Source organism: Paractinoplanes rishiriensis (assembly GCF_016862375.1).
In the GTDB taxonomy this organism is placed as follows: Bacteria; Actinomycetota; Actinomycetes; order Mycobacteriales; family Micromonosporaceae; genus Actinoplanes; species Actinoplanes rishiriensis.
On sequence record NZ_BOMV01000059.1, the window covers coordinates 74,342 to 96,323 of the forward strand.

General features: G+C 71.0%; 26 protein-coding genes and 1 pseudogene. 8 read left to right on the plus strand and 19 right to left on the minus strand.

Annotation, left to right across the window (positions count from 1 at the left end):
- Positions 1–3 precede the first annotated feature (3 nt).
- From Ari01nite_RS26745 to Ari01nite_RS26770, 6 genes are all read right to left on the minus strand, one after another.
- A complete protein-coding gene (locus Ari01nite_RS26745) occupies positions 4–849 on the minus strand; it encodes a CheR family methyltransferase (RefSeq protein WP_203784933.1) in 846 nt (281 codons plus the stop codon).
- Positions 846–2,021, minus strand: coding sequence for a protein-glutamate methylesterase/protein-glutamine glutaminase (locus Ari01nite_RS26750; protein ID WP_203784934.1), 1,176 nt, complete (start codon positions 2,019–2,021; stop codon positions 846–848). Before Ari01nite_RS26750 ends, Ari01nite_RS26745 begins: the two co-directional genes overlap by 4 nt.
- 13 nt (positions 2,022–2,034) lie before the next feature.
- Positions 2,035–2,907, minus strand: coding sequence for a hypothetical protein (locus Ari01nite_RS26755; RefSeq protein ID WP_203784935.1), 873 nt, complete (start codon positions 2,905–2,907; stop codon positions 2,035–2,037).
- Positions 2,907–3,344 (minus strand): chemotaxis protein CheW, encoded by a 438-nt coding sequence (locus Ari01nite_RS26760; RefSeq protein WP_203784936.1) that lies wholly within the window; start codon positions 3,342–3,344, stop codon positions 2,907–2,909. Before Ari01nite_RS26760 ends, Ari01nite_RS26755 begins: the two co-directional genes overlap by 1 nt.
- 1 nt (position 3,345) lies before the next feature.
- Positions 3,346–5,736 (minus strand): chemotaxis protein CheW, encoded by a 2,391-nt coding sequence (locus Ari01nite_RS26765; RefSeq protein ID WP_203784937.1) that lies wholly within the window; start codon positions 5,734–5,736, stop codon positions 3,346–3,348.
- An 86-nt stretch (positions 5,737–5,822) separates the two neighbouring features.
- Complete coding sequence (locus tag Ari01nite_RS26770; RefSeq protein WP_203784938.1) at positions 5,823–6,521, minus strand: response regulator transcription factor; 699 nt, start codon at positions 6,519–6,521, stop codon at positions 5,823–5,825.
- 405 nt (positions 6,522–6,926) lie between these two features.
- Between Ari01nite_RS26770 and Ari01nite_RS26775 the strand changes: the two genes are divergently transcribed.
- A complete protein-coding gene (locus tag Ari01nite_RS26775) occupies positions 6,927–7,442 on the plus strand; it encodes a CAP domain-containing protein (RefSeq protein WP_239163057.1) in 516 nt (171 codons plus the stop codon).
- Between the two features lie 12 nt (positions 7,443–7,454).
- Here Ari01nite_RS26775 and Ari01nite_RS26780 read toward each other — a convergent pair whose 3' ends face one another.
- Positions 7,455–8,513 (minus strand): UDP-N-acetylmuramate dehydrogenase, encoded by a 1,059-nt coding sequence (locus Ari01nite_RS26780; RefSeq protein ID WP_203784939.1) that lies wholly within the window; start codon positions 8,511–8,513, stop codon positions 7,455–7,457.
- Positions 8,514–8,581: 68 nt separating this feature from the next.
- On the opposite strand from Ari01nite_RS26780, the gene Ari01nite_RS26785 reads away from it, so the two are divergent.
- From Ari01nite_RS26785 to Ari01nite_RS26795, 3 genes are all read left to right on the plus strand, one after another.
- A complete protein-coding gene (locus Ari01nite_RS26785) occupies positions 8,582–9,346 on the plus strand; it encodes a maleylpyruvate isomerase family mycothiol-dependent enzyme (RefSeq protein WP_203784940.1) in 765 nt (254 codons plus the stop codon).
- A gap of 102 nt (positions 9,347–9,448) precedes the next feature.
- Positions 9,449–10,873 (plus strand): GH1 family beta-glucosidase, encoded by a 1,425-nt coding sequence (locus Ari01nite_RS26790; protein WP_203784941.1) that lies wholly within the window; start codon positions 9,449–9,451, stop codon positions 10,871–10,873.
- 4 nt (positions 10,874–10,877) lie between these two features.
- A complete protein-coding gene (locus Ari01nite_RS26795) occupies positions 10,878–11,888 on the plus strand; it encodes a LacI family DNA-binding transcriptional regulator (RefSeq protein ID WP_203784942.1) in 1,011 nt (336 codons plus the stop codon).
- Here the strand turns inward: Ari01nite_RS26795 and Ari01nite_RS26800 are convergent.
- A complete protein-coding gene (locus Ari01nite_RS26800) occupies positions 11,853–12,659 on the minus strand; it encodes an EI24 domain-containing protein (protein ID WP_203784943.1) in 807 nt (268 codons plus the stop codon). The two genes, Ari01nite_RS26795 and Ari01nite_RS26800, sit on opposite strands and share 36 nt — an antisense overlap.
- A gap of 66 nt (positions 12,660–12,725) precedes the next feature.
- Between Ari01nite_RS26800 and Ari01nite_RS26805 the strand changes: the two genes are divergently transcribed.
- A complete protein-coding gene (locus Ari01nite_RS26805; protein WP_203784944.1) occupies positions 12,726–12,962 on the plus strand; it encodes a hypothetical protein in 237 nt (78 codons plus the stop codon).
- Between the two features lie 264 nt (positions 12,963–13,226).
- Here Ari01nite_RS26805 and Ari01nite_RS26810 read toward each other — a convergent pair whose 3' ends face one another.
- The 7 genes and pseudogenes from Ari01nite_RS26810 to Ari01nite_RS26840 form a co-directional block, all read right to left on the minus strand.
- Entirely contained in the window at positions 13,227–14,111 is an 885-nt protein-coding gene (locus Ari01nite_RS26810; RefSeq protein ID WP_203784945.1) for an alpha/beta fold hydrolase, read from the minus strand.
- 10 nt (positions 14,112–14,121) lie between these two features.
- Complete coding sequence (locus tag Ari01nite_RS26815) at positions 14,122–14,436, minus strand: DUF2516 family protein (RefSeq protein WP_203784946.1); 315 nt, start codon at positions 14,434–14,436, stop codon at positions 14,122–14,124.
- Between the two features lie 54 nt (positions 14,437–14,490).
- A complete protein-coding gene (locus Ari01nite_RS26820; protein WP_203784947.1) occupies positions 14,491–14,934 on the minus strand; it encodes a hypothetical protein in 444 nt (147 codons plus the stop codon).
- Positions 14,935–14,972: 38 nt separating this feature from the next.
- A pseudogene (locus Ari01nite_RS26825) lies at positions 14,973–15,317 on the minus strand (helix-turn-helix domain-containing protein); the annotation flags it as partial.
- A gap of 69 nt (positions 15,318–15,386) precedes the next feature.
- Positions 15,387–16,220, minus strand: a complete 834-nt coding sequence (locus tag Ari01nite_RS26830; protein WP_203784949.1) for a beta-keto acid cleavage family enzyme — start codon at positions 16,218–16,220, stop codon at positions 15,387–15,389.
- An 81-nt stretch (positions 16,221–16,301) separates the two neighbouring features.
- Entirely contained in the window at positions 16,302–17,342 is a 1,041-nt protein-coding gene (ygfZ, locus tag Ari01nite_RS26835) for a CAF17-like 4Fe-4S cluster assembly/insertion protein YgfZ (RefSeq protein ID WP_203784950.1), read from the minus strand.
- 1 nt (position 17,343) lies between these two features.
- Positions 17,344–17,739 (minus strand): Fur family transcriptional regulator, encoded by a 396-nt coding sequence (locus Ari01nite_RS26840; protein ID WP_203785106.1) that lies wholly within the window; start codon positions 17,737–17,739, stop codon positions 17,344–17,346.
- A 62-nt stretch (positions 17,740–17,801) separates the two neighbouring features.
- Between Ari01nite_RS26840 and Ari01nite_RS26845 the strand changes: the two genes are divergently transcribed.
- Positions 17,802–18,593, plus strand: a complete 792-nt coding sequence (locus Ari01nite_RS26845) for an aminotransferase class IV (protein ID WP_203784951.1) — start codon at positions 17,802–17,804, stop codon at positions 18,591–18,593.
- Here the strand turns inward: Ari01nite_RS26845 and Ari01nite_RS26850 are convergent.
- Positions 18,564–19,172, minus strand: a complete 609-nt coding sequence (locus Ari01nite_RS26850) for a heme-binding beta-barrel domain-containing protein (RefSeq protein WP_239163058.1) — start codon at positions 19,170–19,172, stop codon at positions 18,564–18,566. The genes Ari01nite_RS26845 and Ari01nite_RS26850 overlap by 30 nt on opposite strands.
- Positions 19,169–19,273 (minus strand): small membrane protein MtfM, encoded by a 105-nt coding sequence (mtfM, locus tag Ari01nite_RS50980; RefSeq protein WP_275410877.1) that lies wholly within the window; start codon positions 19,271–19,273, stop codon positions 19,169–19,171. Before mtfM ends, Ari01nite_RS26850 begins: the two co-directional genes overlap by 4 nt.
- 14 nt (positions 19,274–19,287) lie before the next feature.
- On the opposite strand from mtfM, the gene Ari01nite_RS26855 reads away from it, so the two are divergent.
- Complete coding sequence (locus tag Ari01nite_RS26855) at positions 19,288–19,662, plus strand: DsrE family protein (protein ID WP_203784953.1); 375 nt, start codon at positions 19,288–19,290, stop codon at positions 19,660–19,662.
- A gap of 25 nt (positions 19,663–19,687) precedes the next feature.
- Here the strand turns inward: Ari01nite_RS26855 and Ari01nite_RS26860 are convergent, their stop codons facing one another.
- Positions 19,688–20,434 carry a hypothetical protein gene (locus Ari01nite_RS26860; protein WP_203784954.1) on the minus strand — a complete coding sequence of 249 codons (747 nt, stop codon included), beginning with the start codon at positions 20,432–20,434 and terminating at the stop codon, positions 19,688–19,690.
- Between Ari01nite_RS26860 and Ari01nite_RS26865 the strand changes: the two genes are divergently transcribed.
- Positions 20,418–21,101: a hypothetical protein gene (locus Ari01nite_RS26865; RefSeq protein ID WP_203784955.1), complete on the plus strand. Its 684-nt coding sequence runs from the start codon at positions 20,418–20,420 to the stop codon at positions 21,099–21,101. The genes Ari01nite_RS26860 and Ari01nite_RS26865 overlap by 17 nt on opposite strands.
- A 21-nt stretch (positions 21,102–21,122) precedes the next feature.
- On the opposite strand, the gene Ari01nite_RS26870 is transcribed toward Ari01nite_RS26865, so the two are convergent.
- Positions 21,123–21,968 (minus strand): hypothetical protein, encoded by an 846-nt coding sequence (locus tag Ari01nite_RS26870; RefSeq protein ID WP_203784956.1) that lies wholly within the window; start codon positions 21,966–21,968, stop codon positions 21,123–21,125.
- Between the last annotated feature and the right edge of the window lie 14 nt (positions 21,969–21,982).

Below are 21,982 nucleotides of genomic sequence, written 5' to 3' on the forward strand. Positions count from 1 at the left end.
GCGTCATCCCCTTCTCGGAGCGCCCGCGGGCACCCCGCTTCGGACTCGGTAGGCAGAGGTGCGGCCGGCGGCCACCCGTTCGTAGTTGTCGTCGATGCCGATGGTCGTCTCGGCCGCACCCAGGAAGAGCCAGCCGTCCGGACGCAGCAGCTTGGCGGCGTTCTGCAACACGGTCCGCTTCGTCGCGACGTCGAAATAGATCAGGACATTTCGCAAGAAAATGATGTCGAACGGCTGCATCGGCGGCAGCGGGGCGGTGAGGTTCATCAGCTTGAACGAGACGTTGCGGCGCAGCGCCGGAGTGACCCGCCAGTGCGCACCGGCCCGCTCGAAGTACTGCACCAGCTGGCTCGCCGGCAGACCCCGGTTGACCTCCACCTGGCTGTACTCGGCGGTCTCCGCCCGCTTGACCATCTCGGTGGAGATGTCGGTACCCATGATCTCGTAGGTCCAGCCCGCCGGGAGCTTCTCCTGCATGGTGATGGCCAGGCTGTACGCCTCCTGGCCGCTGGAGCTCGCGGCCGACCAGATCCGGATCTTGCGGGCCGTCGCGCGCGACTTGATCAGTTCCGGGAGGACCTGGTCGGTAAGGGCCGCGAACGGCTCCCGGTCCCGGAACCACGAGGTCTCGTTCGTGGTGAGCGCGTCGATGACCTTGCGCTGGTGCTGCGGGTTCGGGCGGCGCTGCAACTCCGCCAGGAACTCGGTGACGTTGGCCGCGCCGACCGCCCGCGCCACCGGGATGAGCCGCGCCTCGACCAGGTACTCCTTGCCCGGGGCCAGGACGATCGAGGCTTCGCGCCGGACCAGCGTGGAGACGAAGTTGAACTCGGCCTGCGTGAGACTCATCGGGCCACCGCCGCCGAACGACCCGACTTGATCCGGTTGACCAGGAACGCGGCGATCCGGTCCAGCGGCAGAATCTCGTCGGCCAGACCGGCTCCGACGACCGCGCCCGGCATGCCCCACACCACCGAGGTGGCCTCGTCCTGCGCCAACACCTCGGCGCCAGCGTCCCTCAGCACCTTCGCTCCACCCCGTCCGTCATGTCCCATTCCGGTGAGTACGGTGGCGTACGCGGAAGCCCCGTACAGTTGCGCCACCGACCGGAACATCACGTCCACGGCCGGTCGGCAGGAGTTCTCCGGCGGCGCGCCGCTGAGCTGCGTGAGCGTTGCCGTGCCCCGGCGGTGGAACACCAGGTGGTGATCGCCCGGAGCGATGTAGGCCCAGCCGGGGGTCAGTTCCATCCCGTCGCCGGCCTCCACCACGCGCAGCGGCGTGCTGCGGTCCAGCCGCTCGGCGAACATCTTGGTGAAGACCGGTGGCATGTGCTGGGTGACCACGATCGGCACCGGGAAGTCGGCCGGGATGCCGGTCAGCACCTTGGTCAGGGCGTCCGGGCCACCGGTCGAGGAGCCGACCGCGAGGATGTCGATCCGGCCGCCGGGCGCGCCGCGCTTGGCCGGCCGAGCTGCGCCGGGCGGCGGGGCGCCGGGCCGGCCGGGACCGGACGGCGGCTGGCCGGCGCGCGGCGGGGCGGCACCGGGACGGGCCGGGGGTCCGGGCGACGCGGCGCCGGGACGGGCCGGCGGGCCGGACGGCGCGGCGGGCCGGCGCTTGCCGCCCAGCGCGTGGATCTTGGGGACCAGCTGCTCCCGGACCGCCGCGATGGACTCGTTGACCGACCCGACGTTGCTGGGCTTGGTCACGTAGTCGGTGGCACCGGCCGACAGCGCCTCCAGCGTCGCGCTGGCACCCGCCGCGGACAGCGTGCTGAACATGATCACGGGAATCTGCTTGTGCCGCTTGCGCAATTCGCGCACCGCGGCGATGCCGTCCATCTGCGGCATCTCGATGTCCATCGTGATCACGTCGGGCTTGAGCTGGTCGATCTTGGCTTGGGCCAGCAGGCCGTTCGACGCCGTGCCGACGACCTCGATGTTCTCGGCGCTGCCGAGGGCGTCGACGATGAGCCGACGAACCACGACCGAATCGTCGACGACGAGGACCGAAATCATCGAACCACCCCCTTCACCCCAGCCACGCCGGGCCGAGTGCCGCGACCACCGGTGCGAGCAGCCGATGCGCCGTGGAGGTGTCCAGGAGGTCACGTACCACCAGCGCCTGCACGGCACCGCTGAGCATGTTCCAGACCCCGCCGGCCCGATCGGCCAGCGGAATGTCGGCCGTGTCGACGGCCTGTACCAACAGCATCTGCGCCGCGGCGGCGGTGCGGACCCGATCGGAGAGATACGCGGCCCAGGAAGCTGAGTGCACGGCGGGCGACCAGCCGCCGGCGTTGCGCCGGGCGTCCTCGGCCGAGGTCGCGAGCCGGCTGAGATCCTTCGACCGCAGTGAGCGCAGCCGGTCGAGCAGTGCCGACACCACGTAGTGATGCGGTCCCAGGTCGATCGGGGCACCCACCGGGAGTTTGCGCATGGCCGAGACCCAGCCGGCGCCGAGCCGGCGACGGGTGTCCGTGTCCAACACCTCGCGCAGGTAGCTGGCCACCGCGGCGTCGCAGAGCAGCGCGGTGGCGGCGGCCGCGGTGTCGCTCTGCTGCGCGTCCCGGCCGGTGCCCTGCCAGGTCCACGCCATCACGTCGTAGCGCAGACAGGTCAGCAGCGCGTCGACCGAACCGATCGGCGCCCGCTCGACCAGCGCCAGGCTGCCGGCCGGATCGTCCTTCGACATGCCCTTGAGCGACGGCATCCGGCGCGCCGCGCTCTCCACCTCGACCCACAGCGGTCCACGGACACCCTCGTCGGGCAGCCGCTCGGCGAGCACCGCCAGATCGGCGCTCTGCAGCCGCAGGCCACGCAGCACCACCTCGGCGGTCGCCGACCCGCCGCTGAGGCGGGTCAGGTCGAACCCGAGGACCGGGGCGCTGACCAGGCTGTACATCAGGTGGTGGCGCGGTACGTGTCGACGGCCTGGTTGACGTCGAGCGCCAGCATCAGCCGTCCGTCCAGCTTGAACGTGCCCACGACCAGCTCCCGGGTCGGCCCGCTGAGCGTGTCGGGCGGCGGTTCGAAGGTGTCGTCGTCCAGGTCGACCACCTCGCCGATCTTGTCGACCAGCAGGCTGACCGGTTCACCGTCGCCGCGCAGGATCACGTTCATCACCGGTCCCTGCAGGGCCTTGCGCGCGAGCCCGAGTTGCACCCGCAGGTCGACCGCCGGGATGACCTGGCCGCGCAGGTTGAACAGCCCGCCGACGGCCGGTGGGGCGAGCGGCACCGGGGTGTACTCGTTGTACGAGAGCACCTCCTGCACGGTGTGCACCTCGACCCCGAAGAGCTGGTCCGCCACCTCGAACGTGGCGAACTGTCGGCTCGTCATGTCAGGCCTCCACCAGCATCTCGTCGTGTTCCAGGTCGGTGTAGAAGTTGGGGTCGGCGGCCAGGATGGCGCGGCGCACGTCCAGCAGCTCGGTCACCCGCTGCTGGATGACCGCCGTGCCGACCAGCCCGTCCTCCTCGGCGTCCCGCCGCGTGGTGGTCGAGTTCTCGGCGATGTCGACGATCCGGTCCACCACCAGTGCCACGCTCCGCTCGCCCTCGCTGTAGACCACCACCGAGACGGTGTCGCCCTCGGGCTCCTCGCCGTACGCACCGAGCAGGTGCGACAGCCGCACCAGCGGAAGGATCTGGCCGCGGTACTGGACCACCTCGCGGGACCCGGCGTGCTCGATCCGCTCGCGCGGGAACTCCTCGAGCCGGGTGACGGTGTCCAGCGGGATCGCGACCCGCCGCTCGCCGACCGCGGTGACCAGCAGCCGCTCGCCGGTACCGCTGGCACCGGAGGCACGCGAGGACGCCTCGAGGTTCTGCCGCTCGGCGTCGGCGGCCAGGTGGCTGCGCCGGGCCAGCGACGAGACGTCCAGGATCAGGCCCACCTTGCCGTCGCCCAGGATGGTCGCTCCGGCGTACAGGCCAATGTCTTTGAACCGGCTGTTGAGGGCCTTGACCACGACCTCTTCGGTGTTCAGCACCCGGTCCACGACCAGGCCGAACCGCCGGCCGTCGGCCTGCAGCACCATGATGTAGACGCCCTGGTCGCCGCCCACGTCGAGGCCGAGCGCCCGGTCCAGCCGCACCAGCGGGAGAAGCTTGCCGCGCAGCCGGTAGACGGGCGCGCCGGAGGCGTACTCGATCTTGGTGGACTGGCCGTCGATGAAGACCAGCTCGAGCACCGCGACCTGCGGCACCACGTAGCGCTGGTCGCCGCAGTCGACGGTGAGCGCCTGGATGATGGCCAGGGTCAGCGGAATCGTGAGCCGCCAGACCGTGCCCTCGCCGGGCGTCGAGTCGACGCTGACCGCACCGCCGATGTTCTCGATGTTGGTCTTCACCACGTCCATGCCCACGCCGCGGCCGGACACGTTGGTGACCTTGGCGGCGGTGGAGAAGCCGGGCTGGAAGACCATCGCCATGATGTCGCGACGGTCCATGTTGGGGATCTGGTCGGGACGCAGCAGGCCGTTCTCGACCGCCTTCTGCGCGATCCGCTCCACGTTCAGGCCGGCGCCGTCGTCGGCCACCTCGACCGCGACATGCCCGCCCTCGTGGTACGCGCGCAGCGTGAGCGTGCCCTCCGGGCCCTTGCCCGAGGCGATCCGCTGCTCCGGGGTCTCGATGCCGTGGTCGACCGCGTTGCGCACCAGGTGGGTCAGCGGGTCCTTGACCGCCTCCAGCAGGCTCCGGTCGAGCTCGGTCTCCTTGCCCTCCATGACGAGCTGGACCTGCTTGTCCATCGAGTTGCTCAGGTCCCGGACGACTCGGGGCAGCTTGGACCAGATGTGCTCGATGGGCTGCATCCGGGTCTTCATGATGCCCTCTTGCAGCTCACTGGTGATCATGCCGAGCCGCTGCGCGCTGCGCACCAGGGTGGCGTCGCCGATCTCCATGACGCCGCGGACCAGCTGGTTCCGGGCCAGGACCAGCTCGCCGACCATGTTCATCAGGGTGTCCAGCAGGTCGACGTCGACCCGGATGGCGCTGTCCGCGATGCTCCGCTTGGGGGTCTGTGCCTGCAGCGCCTCGTTGACCGCGGCCGGCTTGGCCTTGCCCTCCTCCAGCAGGATCGTGCCGAGCTTGCGCTCGTCGCCCTCGAGCTGCTGCTGCAACGCCGAGCCGACGTCGGCGGGCTGGGCGGCACCGGACTCGACGAGCATCTCGCCGAGCGGGCGGCGCTGGCCCTCGACCGGCTCGGGCGCCGGGCGGACCGACGACTCCTCGAGCGGCTCGGGCTTCTCGGCGCTCTCGGCCGGCGCGGCCTCGGCGGTCTCGGCCGCCGCCTCCGCCGCCGGCGCACCGGCCTCGGCCGCCGCTTCGGCAGCCGCCTCACCGGCGTTCATCTGCGCGTTGACCTGGGTGATGATGCTGTCGACGTCGACGTCGTTCTCGGAGCCGGTCTCCTCGATGGCGGTCAGCAGCGACCGTACGCCGTCGATCGTGGCCAGCAGCGTCGTGATGGTGGCCGGGGTTACCGGCTGCACGCCGTCGCGCAGCTTGGAGAGCAGCGACTCGCCGGCATGTGCGAGCTTCTCGAGCCGGCTGAAGGCCAGGAAGCCGCTGGTGCCCTTGATCGTGTGGATCGCCCGGAAAATCCGGGAGATCAGGTCGCGCGAATCTGGCTCCTGCTCAAGGGAGACCAGGTCGCGGTCGATCTGATCAAGGTTCTCGTGGCTTTCCATGAGGAATTCGCCAACGATCTCGCCAAGGTCTTCCACGCTTCAGTACCTCCTGCTCGGCTTCCAGTGCCCTCATCGACGGGGGCACCCGCCTCCTGAGAACAACGCTGCCGGGATGACGGGAATCAGGCTTCCCCGCCCGGCCGGCGGTAGCGGTAGCCGAATCCGCGGACGGATTCGATCGGCGACTCGTCGGGATCCGACCAGCCGAGCTTGCGGCGTAGCCGGAGTACTGCGAACTTGACCCGCTCCTGACCGATGCCGGTGGGGTCGTCCCACGCCTGGGTCAGCAGCTGATTGGGGCTCAGCACCGCACCGGCATGCCGGACCAGGGCGTTGAGCAGGCGGAACTCGGTGGGCGTGAGACGCTTCTCGTCGCCCTTGACGTAGACCCGGCGCTTGGTCGGGTCGAGGTGCACCAGGCCGTCGTCGTAGACCTGGCTGGCCCAGCTGTTCTGGCCGCTGGACGACCGGCGCAGCAGCGCCTCCACCCGGGCCAGGAGTTCGTTGTTCGCGAACGGCTTGGTGAGGTAGTCGTCCGCGCCGCCGCGCAGGCCGCGTACCTTCTCCGCCTCCTGGCCGTGCGCGGTCAGCACCAGCACCGGCACGTCGGAGACGTCGCGCAGCCGCTCGAGGACCTGCCAGCCGTCCATCTCGGGCAGGCCGACGTCGAGGACCACCAGATCGGGGTGCTCGGCGTAGGCCTCCTTGAGACCGGTCCGGCCGTCGCCGGCGTGCGCCACCTCGTAGCCCGCACGGCTGAACAACAGCCGGAGGGCAAGGGCGATATCCGGGTCGTCCTCGACGACGAGAAGGCGACTCATCGTGTGCTCACCCTGGCCCCCACCCCTCGCTCGCGCGCCGCGTCCGCACACGGCCCACCGCCGAGTTCGCCGATGGGGCGACCCGTCCGGTCAGCTTCTTGCTCGGCGCCACTCGCAGACCGCGAGCGACGGAATCAACCGCGCAAACCCACGATAGCGTGATGTCACGGTCTATTTACGGACAGTCACAGTTTAGCGGGCTATCGGGCGATCGGGGCCGGTCCGGCCGGATCCGCCATCGGGAACGGTGAGGCCCGAGCGACGGGAGCGCACGACCATCCCACCAGCCTGACACTTTTGCGTACGCCGATTCCGGTTTCGCGGAAATAAGGGACGTACGGCCGAGAAACGGATGCGATATCCACTGGTGGGCGACTCGGCCCCCTTCGGATTCGGGAGGCACCCGTGCTCGACCAGGTCGTACGACGTCTCGCCGTACTGACGGCGGCACCCGCGCTGCTGGTCATGGCCGCGCCGGCGGACGCGAAGGTGCCGGCTCCGCCGCTCCCCAGGCACGCGCCGGCCGGGTCCGTCGCGCCGGCCGTGCTGATGTCCGAAGTGGTGACCAGGACCAACCAGCAGCGGCGCGCCAACGGCTGCGGCCAGCTCGGGGTCGACCGGGAGCTGACCGTGGCTTCCGTGCGGCAGAGCCTGTACATGGCCCGCACCGGCGTCTTCAGCCACGTCTGGCGGGACGGCACGACGTTCGTGGCCCGCTCGCATGCGGCCGGATACAGCCAGCCGTCCGGGGAGAACATCGCCTGGGGTTACCGCACCTCGGAGGAGGTCGTCGAGGCCTGGATGAACAGTCCGACGCACCGGGAGAACATCCTCAACTGCAGCGCCCACTCGATCGGCACCGGCGTCGCGTACGGAAAGAACGGTCTGCCTTATTTCACGCAGGTTTTCGGCTACGAGTGAACCCCAGGGTGGTCAGAACTCGCAGCCGACGAGGACCGGCTCCGGATGCAACTCGACACCGAACCGCGCGCGTACGCCGTCCCGGATGGTGCGGGCCAGGTCGAGCAGTGCCGTGGTGCTGCCCTCGCCGCGGTTGGTCAGCGCCAGCGTGTGCTTCGTCGAGATGGACACCCCGGCGCCCGGGTAGCCCCTGCCGAATCCGGCGTGCTCGATCAGCCAGGCCGCCGGGATCTTGACGCTGCCGTCCTCGCCGGGCCAGTGCGGCGCGTCCAGCGACAGCCCCTGCCAGACCTCGGTGGACACCACCGGATTGGTGAAGAACGAGCCCACCGACCAGGTGTCCCGGTCGTCCGGGTCGAGCACCATGCCCTTGCCGGCCCGCAGCTTGAGCACGGTGTCCCGGGCCTGTTGCAGCGGCACCCGGTCGCCCGGCTCGGCGCCGAGGCTGCGGGCCAGTTCGGCGTACCGGATCGGGGCCGAGCCGGGCGACACCGCGAGCCGGAAGTCGACCTCCAGCACGAGGTAGCGGTCGCTGTGCTTGAAAACGCTGGAGCGGTACGCGAATTCGCACTCGGCCGGGGACATCGCGCGGATCGTGTCGCCCTCCCGGTCGTACGCGTGCACCGCCACGATCGTGTGCGCGACCTCCTGCCCGTACGCGCCCACGTTCTGGATCGGGGTGGCACCGGCCGAACCCGGGATGCCGGACAGGCACTCGATGCCGGACCAGCCCTGAGTCACCGCGTGCTCGACCAGGTCGTCCCACAGCTCACCGGCGGCCACCCGGAGGACCACGCTGCCGGCGTCGCTCGCCACCACCCGGCTGCCCCGGGTGCGCAGCAGCAGCACCTCGCCCGGGAACCCGTCGTCACCGATCACCACGTTGCTGCCGCCGGCCAGAATCAGCACCGGGCGGCCGTCCGAGGCGGCCTTCCGTACAGTTTCCACTGCTTTGTCATGGTCGGTAGCGACGGTCAGGATGCCGGCCGGCCCGCCGAGGCGTAGCGTCGTGTACGCCGCGAGTGAACCGGCGGGCGTGGCAGTTTGGCGATCGCCGCTAACGTCAGACACGCCGTTCACCCTAGGCTCAAGGGTTGGGGCACCTCATCGGCACCTCCGGTGGAGTGGAGAGAGATGCGATGAACAGGCTGCACGCGACGAAGGACTTCTGGATGGCGGCCCTGCGCGCCGACAGCCCCGCGTTGCAGGACGCGGTGGCCCAGGCCGGGCCGACCGTCGAGGTGCCATCATGCCCCGGCTGGACCGGCACCGACCTGGTCGAGCACCTCACCGGCCTGCTGCACTGGGTCCGTGAGACGGTGCCGCGCGGCACCACCGAGCGGCCGGCGACCAGCCCCGTCCGCGACGGCACGCCGCCCGGGTGGGACGAGGCGCTGGACGGCTTGCGCCGGGAACTCACCGGCACGATCGAGACGCTCGAGGCGGTCGAGTCCGACTTCCCGGCGTGGAACTGGGCACCCCAGGCGAAGAAGGCGCATTTCTGGCACCGCCGGATGGCCCACGAGATCTCCGTGCACCGCTGGGACGCCGAGGCTGCGGCCGGGCGGCCCACCCCGATCGAGACCAAGCTGGCCGCCGACGGGGTGAGCGAGGTGCTCGACACCTGGCTGCCCGCCGGACGCCGGAAGGGCCCCACCGATCTGCACGGCGTGGTGCACCTGGTCGCGAACGACGCCGGGCATGAGTGGTTTGTCCGGCTCCGCGGTGCCGGCGTGGCGCTGCTCGACACCGGCACGATCCTGGACACCGACGACCATCACGCCCGGGCCCAGGCGACCGGCACCGCCAGCGACCTGCTGCTCGCCCTGATGGGGCGCCAACGGGCAGACCGTCTGGTAGTGACGGGTGATCCTCGGCTGTTCACCGCACTTCGCACCGGCTGACCCGGCAGTATTCGTCTTACCGGCCCTCGTCGTCGCGAAATTCGCGCCTATGATTAACCGGTTAAGTTGACTCGGGAGCACACCAGGAAGCGGGGAAACCGCATGACGGCAACCGTCACGTCCACGTCGGCGCAGCCGGCCCTTGCCGGGATCACCTTCCCCGACGGCTTCATCTGGGGAGCGGCCACCGCGTCGTACCAGATCGAGGGCGCCGCCCGGGAGGACGGCCGCGGCCCTTCGATCTGGGACACCTTCACCCGGACACCGGGCAAGGTCTACGCCGGGCACACCGGCGACGTCGCCTGCGACCACTACCACCGCTACGTCGAGGACGTGGCGATGATGGCGGACCTCGGCCTCGCGTCGTACCGGTACTCGGTCGCCTGGCCGCGGATCCAGCCGGACGGCACCGGCCCGGTCAACGCCCGCGGACTCGACTTCTACGACCGGCTCACCGACGCGCTGCTCGGCAAGGGCATCGACCCGGTGGTCACGCTCTACCACTGGGACCTGCCGCAGACGCTCGAGGACCGGGGCGGCTGGGCCGTCCGGGAGACCGCCGAGGCGTTCGCCGAGTACGCCCGGATCGTGCACGGCCGGCTCGGCGACCGGGTCAAGACCTGGACCACGCTGAACGAACCGTGGTGCTCGGCGTACCTGGGTTACGCCAGCGGCCTGCACGCCCCCGGCAAGAAGGACCCGGCCGCCACCTTCGCCGCCGTGCACCACCTGCTGCTCGGCCACGGCCTGGCGGCCCGCTCGCTGCGCGACGCCGGTGCGCAGAGCATCAGCATCACGCTCAACCCGAACGCGGTCTCGCCGGTCGACCCGGACAGCTGGGCGGACCGGGAGGCGGCCCGGGTCATCGACGGCCTGTCCAACCGGGTCTTCCTCGACCCGCTGCTGCGCGGACGCTACCCGGCCGACATGCTCGAGCACATGGCCCGGTTCACCGATCTGGCCTACATCCAGGACGGTGACCTGAAGACGATCAACGCACCGCTCGACATGCTGGGGATCAACTTCTACCAACCGACATACGTGTACGCGAAACCCGGCGCGACCGGTTCGCCCGACCAGCCGGGCAGCGAAGGCGTCGGGTACCGCGCCCCGGACGGCCCGGTGACCGACATGAACTGGCTGGTCGAGCCGTCCAGCCTGACCCGCCTGCTGAAGCGGATCCACGACGACTACCCGGGCACCGCGCTGCTGATCACCGAGAACGGCGCCGCGTACCCGGAGGGCCCGAGTGCGGACGGTGCGGTGCACGACACCCGCCGCGTCGAGTATCTCGACGGCCACCTGCGAGCCTGCCATGATGCCTTGGCAGCCGGCGTCGATCTGCGCGGTTACTTCGTCTGGTCGCTCATGGACAATTTCGAGTGGGCCGAGGGGTACGCGAAGCGCTTCGGAATCGTGCACGTCGACTACAGCACGCAGCAGCGGACGCTGAAGGACAGCGCGAAGTGGTACCGGGATGTGATCCGCCGCAACGGCATCGCCGACCCGGGAGAGAGCGAGGGGTGACCTGGTGGTGACGCGGGAGCGGCCAACCCTGGAGGCGGTGGCGCGACGCGCCGGAGTTTCCCGGGCCACCGTTTCCCGTGTCGTCAACGGTTCCACCTCGGTGGCCGCTTCCATCCGCGAGGCAGTCACCCGGGCCGTCGAGGAACTGGGCTACGTGCCCAACCAGGCGGCCCGCAGCCTGGTGACCCAGCGCACCGAGTCGATCGCGTTGATCCTGCCGGAGACGGCCAACCGGGTCTTCTCCGACGACCTGTTCTTCCCCGCGATCATCCGCGGCGTGGGCGGCGAACTCGAGGCTGCCGACAAGCAACTCGTGCTCATGATGGCCGGCTCCGCCAAGAGCCACGACCGCGTGGAGCGGTACGCGGTGGCCGGTCACGTGGACGGCGTCATGTTCGCCTCGATGCACGGCGCCGACCCGCTGCCAGGCACACTGGTCCGCCTCGGCATCCCAGTGGTGTGCAGCGGCCGGCCCATCGGCGAGGCCGCGGTGCCGTACGTGGACGTCGACCACTTCGGCGGGGTGGTCGGCGCGGTCCGCCACCTGGTCACCTCGGGCCGCCGCCGGATCGCCACCATCGCCGGACCGCAGGACATGGTGGCCGGCATCGACCGGCTGGCCGGCTATCGGGCCACGTTGGAGGAGGCCGGCCTGGCCCAGCACGTGGCGGTCGGCGACTTCACCCGCGAGTCCGGCATCGTGGCGATGCGCTCGCTGCTCGCCGACGACCCCAAGCTGGACGCGGTCTTCGTGGCGTCCGACATGATGGCGCACGGCGCGCTGCTGGCCCTCAAGGACGCCGGCCGCCGGGTGCCCGGCGACGTCGCGGTGATCGGCTTCGACGACTTCGAGATCAGCCGCTACAGCGAGCCACCACTCACCACGGTCCGGCAACCCATCGTCGAGATGGGCCGGACCATGGCCCGCCAGCTGCTCGGGCTGATCAACGGCGAGCCACACCAGCCGGACGCCGTGGTGCTACCGACCGAGCTGGTGATCCGCGAGTCCGCCTGACCGGGCCTGTCCTGCCCCGGTTACCGGGTGGCCGAGGACGGTCCTGGACAGCAGCGTGGCGCCGGCGACCGCGGCCGGCATCAGCAGGATGGCACCGAGCGGGATCAGGAAGCAGCAGAAGACGGCGACGCCGAAGCCGAGCACGAGCGGTCGCTGCGTCCACAGAGCGTGCCGCCGCTGCCGCAGCCGCTGGCCGCGCCGCTGGAACGGGACGCCGGACAGCTCGACCGCGAGCAGCCAGCCGGCCACCGTCGCGCCGAGCACCGGGATCACGGTCTGCCCGATCACCGGCACGAATCCGAGCAGGAACAACGGGATACCGATCAGGACGGACAGCCCGATCAGCCGCAGCGAATCGACCAGGCTGCGCCCCAGCGACGGCCAGAACCGGACCTCCACGGCGTTCGGCACCCCGCCGAACCGGTCTTCGATCCGCTCCGAGATCCGCTCGTAGAACGGGTCGCCGATGAGCAGCGTCACCGCGGTGAAGGTCAGGACTCCGAAGAGCGCGGCCACGCCGAGCAGGCCGACGCCGGCGAAGACCCGGATCAGCTCGCGCCAGAACTCCGCCCAGTCGGCGGCGAACCAGGTGACCGTGCGGGACAGCCGGGGCAGGAAGTTGAGCAGGACGACCAGGGCAACGGTGTAGAGCACGCCGGAGATCAGCGCGGGCAGCAGGCCGAGCCCGAGCAGCTTGGGGCTGCGCAGGATCAGGCCGAGACCGCGGCCGAGGAGGGCGGCCCCCTGTAGGAACTGCCGAACAGGAGTCACGATCCGGCAGCTTAGGACCTGCGGGCCGGTCCCGCTCGCCGGCCGCCCCCGGAACCCTAGGGCGTGGTGGCGGTGCTGCTCGGTTCGGACGGTGTCGCGCTCGGTGGGCCGGCCGGTGAGCTCACGTCGGTGGGCGTCGGCACCGGGGGCAGCGTCAGCGGCGGCAGCGTGGGCGCCGACGTCGCGGTCGGCGGGGTCGCCGTCACGGTCGTCGAGGGCAGGACGGTCACCGGCGCGCTCGCGGCCGCACTCGGCGGCACGGGTGCCGACGACAGACCCGGGCGCGGGGGCTGGGACGAGTAGTCCACCGCGGTGACCGGCTGCCGCTGGCCGCCCCGTTCCGGTGCCGCGCCGAGACCGCCGGCGCCGATGCCGCCGGTTCCGGTGGGTGCACCGACCGGAGCCGGTTTGCGCGCCGGGCTGGCCAGGGTCCACCCGATCGCCAGAGAGATCGGGAGCCCGAAAGCCACTAGTCCGAAAAAGATGGATTTAGCCGATAGCCGCACGCCGAGAACACCGGTCGGCGGCAGGGAAAAGTTACGGGTCGGGCTTGATCAATACGGTCGATCAAGCGTTGAGGAACGCGGAGATGCGGTCGCGCAACTCGGCCCGGTGCGTCCACAGGACCGCAGGGCGGTCGTAAACGTGCAGGTCGGAGCCAGGGAGCAGGCCGGCCAGCCGCTCCGCCCAGCCCGCCGGGTGCGCATCGTCGCCGAGACAGCCGATGACCAGCGCCCGGCCCCGGAACTCGGCCAGCGCCGCCTCGTCGGGCACCGCCGGTTCGTGCCAGAGGGTGGTCAGTTCGGCCGCGAGCCCGTCCCGCTGCAACTGCTCGACCCGCTGCCGCAGGTAGCTCCAGCCGGTCGGAGTGTTGCGCACCGGCGCCGGCAACTCGCCCTCGACCGCGGCCGCGATCGACGCCGCCTCGCCCGACTCGACGGCGGCGAGCAGCCGTTCCATCCGGGCCTCGGCGGCCGCCGGGCGGGTGCCGTCCAGTGCGGCGGGCAGGTAACAGACCACCCGCTCGAACCGGCCCGGCGACTCGCTGAGCAGCCGGCACAGCGCGGCGGCGCCCATGCTGACGCCCAGCGCCCGGGTGGCGCCGGCCAGGTCGGCCACGGCGCGCAGGTCCTGGGCGAGGTCGGCGAACGTCCACGGGCCGACCGGCGCGTCGGAGCGGCCGTGCCCGCGGAAGTGGAAGAAGACCCGGCGGCCGCCGACCGCGCTGGCCAGCGGCCGGGTGCCGGCGATGTCACCGGCGAGGCCGTGCGCGAACACGGTCACCGGGTCGCCGGCGCCGGTGACCAGTTGTTCGAGGCGTACGCCGCCGGGCGTGCCGACCAACTCGGTGGATGGACCGGGCAGGGTGGGCCGGCCCGAACGCGGGCCGGTCGGATCGGCCCGGTGCAGGCGCGGCCCGCCGTCCGGCGGAGGCGGACCGAACCGCCTCACCTGAAGCTCCTCACCAGAAGCCTTTGCCGTCCGACAGGTCTTTGAGGCCGGGACGGACATCCAGGAGATAGATCAGGGCAGCTGCGACACCGATCAGGCCGAAGATGCCGATCGGGCCGCTGAACAGCAGAGTCAACACGATGCAGACACCCAGGATCGCCGCCCAGGCGCCCTTTGGCAGGGTGCCGATCGCCTGGAATCCGTCGCCCCGCTGGGTCAGACAGTGGATCAGCGCAACCGCCTGGACGACCAGCGAAAAGATCAAAATGAGCAGGTTGAGGTAGCTGACGACTGCCAGGTAGAAGATCGGCGCGGAAGAGGCCATGAGGGGAAGTCTATGCCGCGGGCCCCGGCCGTCGCCGGGGCCCGCTGATCATGCTTATTCGCCGGCCGGCTTCGCGGCACGCTTGCGCGGCTTGCCGTCGGGAGCGGCCGTGACAGCCTTGGGCTCCTCGGTCGCCTCGATGTCGGCGTTCACCACGTCGGCGCTGGCCACGATGCCACTGCCGACCACCCGCTCGCCGCGGGCCACCAGGGCGGTGTACGCCGTGACGGCGCGGTCCTGGGCCAGCTGGGCCAGCGAGGTGGCGACGCTGGCGGCGTTGCCACGCAGGGCGTCGAAGTCGGTGGTGCCGGCCTTCTCGCGGAGCTGGGCGGCCTTGGTGCTGGCCTGCTCGTTGTAGGTGCGCAGCGACGCGGCGGCGCGCTCGCTCAGCTCGGTGACCACGGCCGGCAGCTTGCGCAGCTGCTGATAGGCGAGGTCACCGGCACCGGCCGCGGCGTACAGCGGGGCGGGGAATCGGGTCTTGGTCTGCTCGGTCATTTCGTCTCCTCGGCATCCTCATTGGGTTCGGGTGTGTGCCGGGCGTTCTCGTTGCGGAACGTCTCGTAGATCTGCGACAGCGACTGTTTCTGGGCAATCGTGAGGTCCGGGTCCACCGCGATCGCGGCCAGCACCCCCTGCTGACCTTCGCCGTCCAGCAGGCCTGCCCGCAGGTACATCGCCGGAGTTGACACCCGCAGGGCACTGGCAATCTGCTGCAACACCTCGGCACTGGGCTTGCGCAGGCCACGCTCGATCTGGCTGAGGTACGGGTTGCTGACGCCGGCTTTGTCGGCGAGCTGGCGCAGCGAGATCTGGGCGGTCTGCCTCAGGTCACGGATGAAGGCACCGATGTCCTGCGGCAGATCCTTGGGCGTGGCCATGCATTCGAAGGTAGCCGCGGGTGCTAGCTGTTGCAAGCAAAACGCTAACTTTAGCTAGCGTGAGTCGTCTCACCTACCGGGCAGGCCGAGCAGCTCCCGGGTGGCCGCGGCGGTCAGCGGCGGCCGCTGCGCGAGCTGCGCGAACCCGGCGGCCCGGGCCACCAGCTGCATGTTCGACTCGACCGGCTGACCCTTCGCGTACGTGATCGTGTCTTCCATACCGACCCGAAGGTGACCACCGGCCGCGAGCGCCGCCAGCATCACCGGGATGGTGCTGCGGCCGATGCCGGTGGCCGAGAACGTGGTGCCCGCCGGCAGGTCCCGGATGGCCTGCTCGCACGCGACCAGCGCGGCGGCCGTCCCGGGCATCCCACCGGGCACACCCATCACGAGGTCGACGTGGACGTGGCCGCCGGCCGGCAGGCCGTACTTGCCGAGCAACCGCTGGAGCGTGGTCAGCTGGCCCAGGTCGAAGATCTCGTACTCCGGCACGATGCCGCGTTCCTGCATCCGGGTGTGCAGGTCGACGATGAACTCCCAGCGGTTGAGGAACACGCCGTCGCCGAAGTTGACGGTGCCCATCGTGCACGAGGCCATCTCGGGCGCGGCGTCCAGCACGGCGAGCCGGTCGGACTCCGGGTCGGTGACCGCGCCGCCCGAGGACAGCTGGACGATCAGGTCGGTGGCCTCCCGCAACGCCGCCACGGTCGCGCGCAGGCGGCCCTGGTCGAGGGTGGGCTCGGCGGCGGCGTCCCGGATGTGCACGTGGATGATCGACGCGCCGAGGGCCTCGCACTCCTTGGCGGTCGACACCAGCTCGTCGATGGTGACGGGCAGCGCGGGAACGTCGGACTTGCGATTTTCCGCGCCGGTCGGAGCAACGGTGATCACGGTACCGGTCATGCTCAGCATCCTGTCACGAGCGACGGTTCAGGCATGAACGATGGTTCAGGCATGAACGATGGTTCAGGCATGATCGATGGTTCAGGCCGGGTCCACGGCCGCCACCGAGTCGCCCACCCGCAGCTCGGCATCGTCGGCCACGTTGCGCTTGAGCACGGCCAGCGCGATCAGGCCCAGCTCGTGGTGCCGGACCGCGGTGCCGACGAAGCCGACCGCACGGCCGTCCAGGGTCACCGGGGTGCCCTGCGCCGGCGGCTGGTCGGTGGCGATGCCGTCCAGATGCAGCAGTGCGAGGCGGCGCGGCGGCCGGCCGAGGTGGTGCACCCGGGCCACCGTCTCCTGGCCGCGGTAGCAGCCCTTGTCGAGGTGGACGGCCGGTGCGGTGAACCCGGCCTCGGCCGGAAGGGTGCGGTGGTCGGTCTCCCAGCCCAGGCGCGGGATGCGGTGTTCGACCCGGATGGCCTCGTACGCCCACAGGCCGGCGAGCGGCACGCCGAGTTTCTCGATCACGGCCGTCCGGGCGGCGCGCGGCACGAGCAGGTCGACGCCCAGCGGGACCCGCCGGGCCAGGCCACCCTCGTACGGGCGTACGGCGTAATTGCTCGTTGCCTGTGCCGGCACCTGGCCGGCGGCGAATTTCGGACCCGGCACCACCGCCACCCGGGGTGGCGCGAGATCGGGGAACAGGTCGGCCGCGCCGGGACCGACCAGCGACAACACCGCGATCTCGGCGGACGCGTCGCGCGGCTCGACCCGGGTGAAGAACCGCATCATCTCGAGGTATTTGAGCAGGCCCGCCCCGGCGCCCGGCTCGGTGTCGAGCCACGCCGTCGAGCCGTCCTCGGTCACGTACGCGTGCTGCTCAACATGCCCGTGCGGGGACAGCACCATCAGCTCGGAGCCCTGCAGGGCGGACAAGCCGGTCAGGTGCTGGGTGGTCAGCGTGTGCAGCCAACTGGCGCGTTCCTCGCCCGGCACCGCCACCACATCGCGGTGCGACCGGTCGACCAGGCCCACCGCGGTGGCCAGCAGGCGCTGCTCCCGCATCGGGTCGCCCAGGTGCGCGGCAACCCCCGCGTCGGCGGACGAAGGATCGAGGTCCTCGACCATCACGACGGTCATCTCACGGCTCCTTACAGTCCTCGCAGACGCCGAAGAGCGAGACGTGGCCCACATCGACCCGGAAGCCCCGCTCCGACAGCAGCCAGTCGGTGACCGGCAGCATCACCGTCGGGTCTACCTCACTGATCGAGCCACATCCACGGCAGACCAGGTGAACGTGCTGATCCTCACCCGCCGGGTGGTAGGTGGGCGAGCCGTGCGACAGGTGGGTGTGGTTGACCAGGCCCAGCTCCTCGAGCAGTTCGAGGGTGCGGTAGACGGTCGTGATGTTGACGCCCGCGACGCGTTCGCGCACCGCCGTATGGACCTGCTCGGGGGTGGCATGACCTAGGTCGTGCACCGCCTCCAGGATCAGCTGGCGCTGCGGCGTCAGGCGCAGGCCGCGCTCCCGGAGCATTTCGGCTAGCGATGAGCTGGACACCTCACGAGCATAGTTCGAATCGCGGTTACGCTCCGCCCGTGACCGAGCGACTAGTGGTCTCCCCCGCCGAGTTGTTCGGCGACGGCGTCTTCGAGACGGTGCACCTGCGGCCGGACGGGCCGTGGCTGCTCGACGAGCACCTCGACCGGCTGGCCCGGTCGGCCGGCATGCTCGAGCTGACGCTGCCACCGCGTACCGAAATCGCGGAGCGGGTGTCGGCGGCCGTGACCGGCTTCCCCGGCGCCGAGGGCGCCCTCCGGATCATCTGCACCCGCGAGGCGATGCACGTCACGGTCGGTGCCGTTCCGGCGGCAGCGGTGCGCGAGCGGCGCGACGGCATCCGGCTGATCAGCGCCGAGGCGGGCCGGCCGGCGCCCTGGTCACTCTCCGGTGCCAAGATTTTGTCGTACGCGACCAACTTCGCGGCCCGGCGATGGGCGCGGGACCGGGGTGCGGACGACCTGCTCTGGCTCACCCCGGAGGGGTACGCGCTGGAGGGGCCCACGGCGTCGCTGGTGTGGCTGGCCGGCGACGAACTGGGCACGGTGCCGCCGGACGAGGCCGCCATCCTGCCGGGCACGACCGTGGCCCGGCTGCTCGACGTGGCGGGCTCGGCCGGACTCCGCCCGGTGCGCCGCATGATCACCATCGACGAACTGCGCACGGTGGACGGCATCTGGCTGGCGTCCGCGCTGCGCGGGCTGGCCGAGGCGATCAGTGTGGACGGACAGCCGCGGGACCGTTCGGCGTGGACCCCGCGGCTGCTCGCCCTGCTGGGCTATGTCGACCTGCGGGGATGGTCAGCCGCCGATCCGCAACAGGCGGGCTGACATGTGCGGGCGCATGCCGCTGTCGTCGATCGCCATCTCGTGCGCGTACAGCAGGGCGCCCTCGACGATGCCGAAGAGCCGGTGCACGCCGGTCACGTGCAGGCCGGACGGCGTGTAGGCCACCGCGTCGGCGGCCATCTCGAGCCGGGTGGTGCCGATGGTCTTGCCCAGGTAGAGCTCGGCCGTGCCCTCCGGGGTGACGATGGTCGCTTCCATCTCGTCGGACGCGCGGCCGTCCACCAGCACCGGACGCCAGAACCCGGACTCGTCCAGCCACATGCCGGCCGGCTGCGAGTCGTCGTCGAGCAGCCAGGACCGCGACTCGTAGCGCAGGAACGGCCGGCCGTCGTGGCTGATCCGGACCTCCTGGGCGAAGTTGTAATCCTTGTCGGCCGGGAAGCCGCCCTGCCCGCGACCGCGCCACAGACCCACGAACGGCAGCAGCCCGAGCAGCCCCGGATGCAGGTCGGCACCCTCGCGCAGGTCGTGGGTGGCCTGGTCGGCATAGGGGTAGCGCTCAACCGGCGGAGCGTGCAACCAGGGCGGTGGGCCCAGAGGATTGTCCGACTCGCCGCTCACCAACGCCCCCTCGCAATGCGTATCGCCACATAGCCGAAGCCGCCGGCCAGCGCACCCAGGCCGGCCACCAGCAGACTCACGAACCCGATCTCGGTAACCATGACGGGCCCATCTTATGCTGGCCCGCATGGCACGTTTGCTGGTCGTCAAGGCCACCGCCGGCGCGGACGCACCCGAGCGCTGCTCACAGGCGTTCACGGTGGCGAGCACGGCCGCCGTGTCCGGGGTGGACGTGTCGTTCTGGCTCACCGGCGAGTCCACCTGGTTCGCGCTGCCCGGCCGCGCCGCCCAGTTCGAGCTGCCGCACGCCGCGCCCCTGCCCGACCTGCTCGAGCTGCTGCTGGCAAACGGCCGGGTGACGGCCTGCACGCAGTGCGCGGCCCGCCGGGCGGTCGGCCCCGACGACGTGCTGCCGGGCATCCGGATAGCGGGCGCCGCCGTCTTCGTCGAAGAGATCACCGCCGACGGCGCTCAGGCGATCGTCTACTGAGCGCAGGCTCCGCAGCACACCCGCACTAGCGGCGCACGCTCCGCAGCACCACACCGGCCAGGGTGGCGCCGAAGCCGGCCACGATCAGCCAGATCAGCGCCGGTCCGGTCACCGGCAGGTCGCTGTCGCCGCTGCCGGCCTGCACCGTGATGTCGAGGCGTAGCGCCCGGAACTCACCGCTCGGATCGACGCCGGCGGCCACGAACGAGTGCAGACCCGCGCTCAAGATTTCCGGGACGATGACCGCCTGCCGGAACGCACCCGCCTCGTCGGTGGTCACGGTGGCCAGCACGATCGGGTCGGAGTAGACGGTGATCGTGACGGTCGAGTACGGCGCGTAGCCGTCGCCGATGACGACCAGTTCCTCGCCGGGCTCGGTGGCCGAGATGTCGCCGTCGCCGGTCCCCAGCGGCAGGTCGGTCACCGGCGGGGTGGTGCTGATGTCGGGCACGGTCGGCACCACGGTGTCCGAGGCGGCCGAGGTGGCGGCGGCGCCGGTCGCGGAGTAGGCGGTCACCGTCACGGTGTACGCGATGCCGGCCTCACCGCCGAGAACGCAGGAGGTCGCGTCGGTGGTGGTGCAGGAGGCCGGTCCGGGGTCGGCCACGGCCCGGTAGCTGGCGGCCGGCGCACCGCCGGCGGCGGAGGCGGTCCAGGAGACCTTGATCGAGGAGTAGCCGGCCACGACGGTCACGCCGGTGGGCGCGGCGGGGGCGCCCGGGTCAGGAGTGGTGCCAGTCGGGGTGGGGGTGGCCGTGGGGGTCGGCGTCACCGTCACGGTCGAGGTCGGCGTGGCCGTCACCGTCGAGGTCGGCGTGGCCGTCACCGTCGGGGTGGGGGTCGCCGTCAGAGTGGGCATCACGGTGTCCGTCGGGGTCGGCGTGGGTGTGCCGGTGGGCGTCTCCGACGGTGTCGGCGTCGAGGTGACCGTCGGGGTCGCCTCCGGCACGCAGGGTTCGTCGGTCGAGGCGCCAGCGGTCGGCGGCGCCGGAGCGACCATAGGCGCGACCGTCGAAGGCGACGGATGGGAAGCCTCAGATGACGCGAGCGGGTTCGACTCCGACGAGGACAGATCGGACTCCGAAGACGCCGACGGGTCCGGCTCCGGTGAAGACGCCGACGGATCCGGTTCCGCCGAAGACGCCGACGGGTCCGGGGATGACGAGGTCGCCGTAGGGCACGGGTTGGCCGCTTGCAGCACCATGCCCGGGCCGCCCTGCACCACCAGATTGACGGCGCCTACCAGCAACAACAGCCCGCAGATCACGATCGCCGGGAGGACCGGCCCGTACTGCGATGCCCGCCTGTGCTTTCCCCGCGAATACATGCCGCATCCCCACGCACGCCGGATCGAAAGCGGCCCTCATGTGGCGGGGCCGCCGCCTGCACACGCTATGGCGGCCGGAATTTGCCTACCCGACTTTTCTGGAAATGGCTGAATATCAGGACGTTTACAGTTCTCAGCAGCCACTGCTGACGCTTATTCGCACATTCTTTTCATCCGGCACGACCACCACGGAGTCACCATCCAGGCGGTACGCCCAGACTGACTCGTCGGCGCGCAGCAGGGTCCCGCCGGCGCTGGCCTCCCGCATCCGGCCCTCGAACCCGGCCGGCGCCGCCACCTCGTCGACGGCGTAGGTGGCCGCCACCCCGCCCTCGGGGCAGTTCACCGCGGTGACCATGGACGGCTCTGACGGCGTACCGCCTAATGCGTTGACCAGCGCGCTCAGCGCAACCGGCGCCCCACCCGGCACCGGATCGGCCCTGTCGGGCTCCGTGCCACCACGTGGCCGGCACCCGGTGGTGACGCGCACGGTCAGCGCGCCGGCCCCGGCCTCGGCATCCCCGTCGATCGCCACGAAATTTCCCGCGTCCGCAAACAGCGACAATCGGGTCCCGCCCCGCAACTCGGACACTTCCGCGCGATAATCGCTCGGCAGTCCCGCCGCGATGGCGTCAAACGCCGTCCGGGCCTCGCCCTCGGCCACATAGACGGTCACCTCGCGGCTGGCGATCATCCCCCGCCGCACCGGCGTGACCCGGCAGTCCGGCACCATGTCGAGCCCACCGAGCACCACGGCCCGCCCGTCCCCGTCGGCCGCCGCGAACAGCACCCCGACGGTCCGCTGCAGGTCGCCGACCGCGGTCACGATGTCCCGCTGCTCCGGAACGGTCGCCGCATCCCGCCGAACCGACCACGCGCCCAGCCCGGACACCACCACAACCCAGGCCGCCGCAAGCCAGATCAGCCAGACTCGCCGCCGCTTCCGCCGCGGCACCCCACTGTTCTCCGGCTCGCTCACGGCAGCCATGGTGA

Coding starts and splice junctions, on each gene's coding strand:
- ygfZ (WP_203784950.1), bottom strand. CDS start 17,342: ATGACCGTCGTGATGGTCGAGGACCTCGATCCTTCGTCCGCCGACGCG.
- Ari01nite_RS26855 (WP_203784953.1), top strand. CDS start 19,288: ATGCTGGCCCGCATGGCACGTTTGCTGGTCGTCAAGGCCACCGCCGGC.
- mtfM (WP_275410877.1), bottom strand. CDS start 19,273: ATGGTTACCGAGATCGGGTTCGTGAGTCTGCTGGTGGCCGGCCTGGGT.
- Ari01nite_RS26840 (WP_203785106.1), bottom strand. CDS start 17,739: ATGCTCCGGGAGCGCGGCCTGCGCCTGACGCCGCAGCGCCAGCTGATC.
- Ari01nite_RS26820 (WP_203784947.1), bottom strand. CDS start 14,934: ATGACCGAGCAGACCAAGACCCGATTCCCCGCCCCGCTGTACGCCGCG.
- Ari01nite_RS26755 (WP_203784935.1), bottom strand. CDS start 2,907: ATGTACAGCCTGGTCAGCGCCCCGGTCCTCGGGTTCGACCTGACCCGC.
- Ari01nite_RS26750 (WP_203784934.1), bottom strand. CDS start 2,021: ATGATTTCGGTCCTCGTCGTCGACGATTCGGTCGTGGTTCGTCGGCTC.
- Ari01nite_RS26815 (WP_203784946.1), bottom strand. CDS start 14,436: ATGGCCTCTTCCGCGCCGATCTTCTACCTGGCAGTCGTCAGCTACCTC.
- Ari01nite_RS26760 (WP_203784936.1), bottom strand. CDS start 3,344: ATGACGAGCCGACAGTTCGCCACGTTCGAGGTGGCGGACCAGCTCTTC.
- Ari01nite_RS26770 (WP_203784938.1), bottom strand. CDS start 6,521: ATGAGTCGCCTTCTCGTCGTCGAGGACGACCCGGATATCGCCCTTGCC.
- Ari01nite_RS26785 (WP_203784940.1), top strand. CDS start 8,582: ATGAACAGGCTGCACGCGACGAAGGACTTCTGGATGGCGGCCCTGCGC.
- Ari01nite_RS26790 (WP_203784941.1), top strand. CDS start 9,449: ATGACGGCAACCGTCACGTCCACGTCGGCGCAGCCGGCCCTTGCCGGG.
- Ari01nite_RS26745 (WP_203784933.1), bottom strand. CDS start 849: ATGAGTCTCACGCAGGCCGAGTTCAACTTCGTCTCCACGCTGGTCCGG.
- Ari01nite_RS26830 (WP_203784949.1), bottom strand. CDS start 16,220: ATGACCGGTACCGTGATCACCGTTGCTCCGACCGGCGCGGAAAATCGC.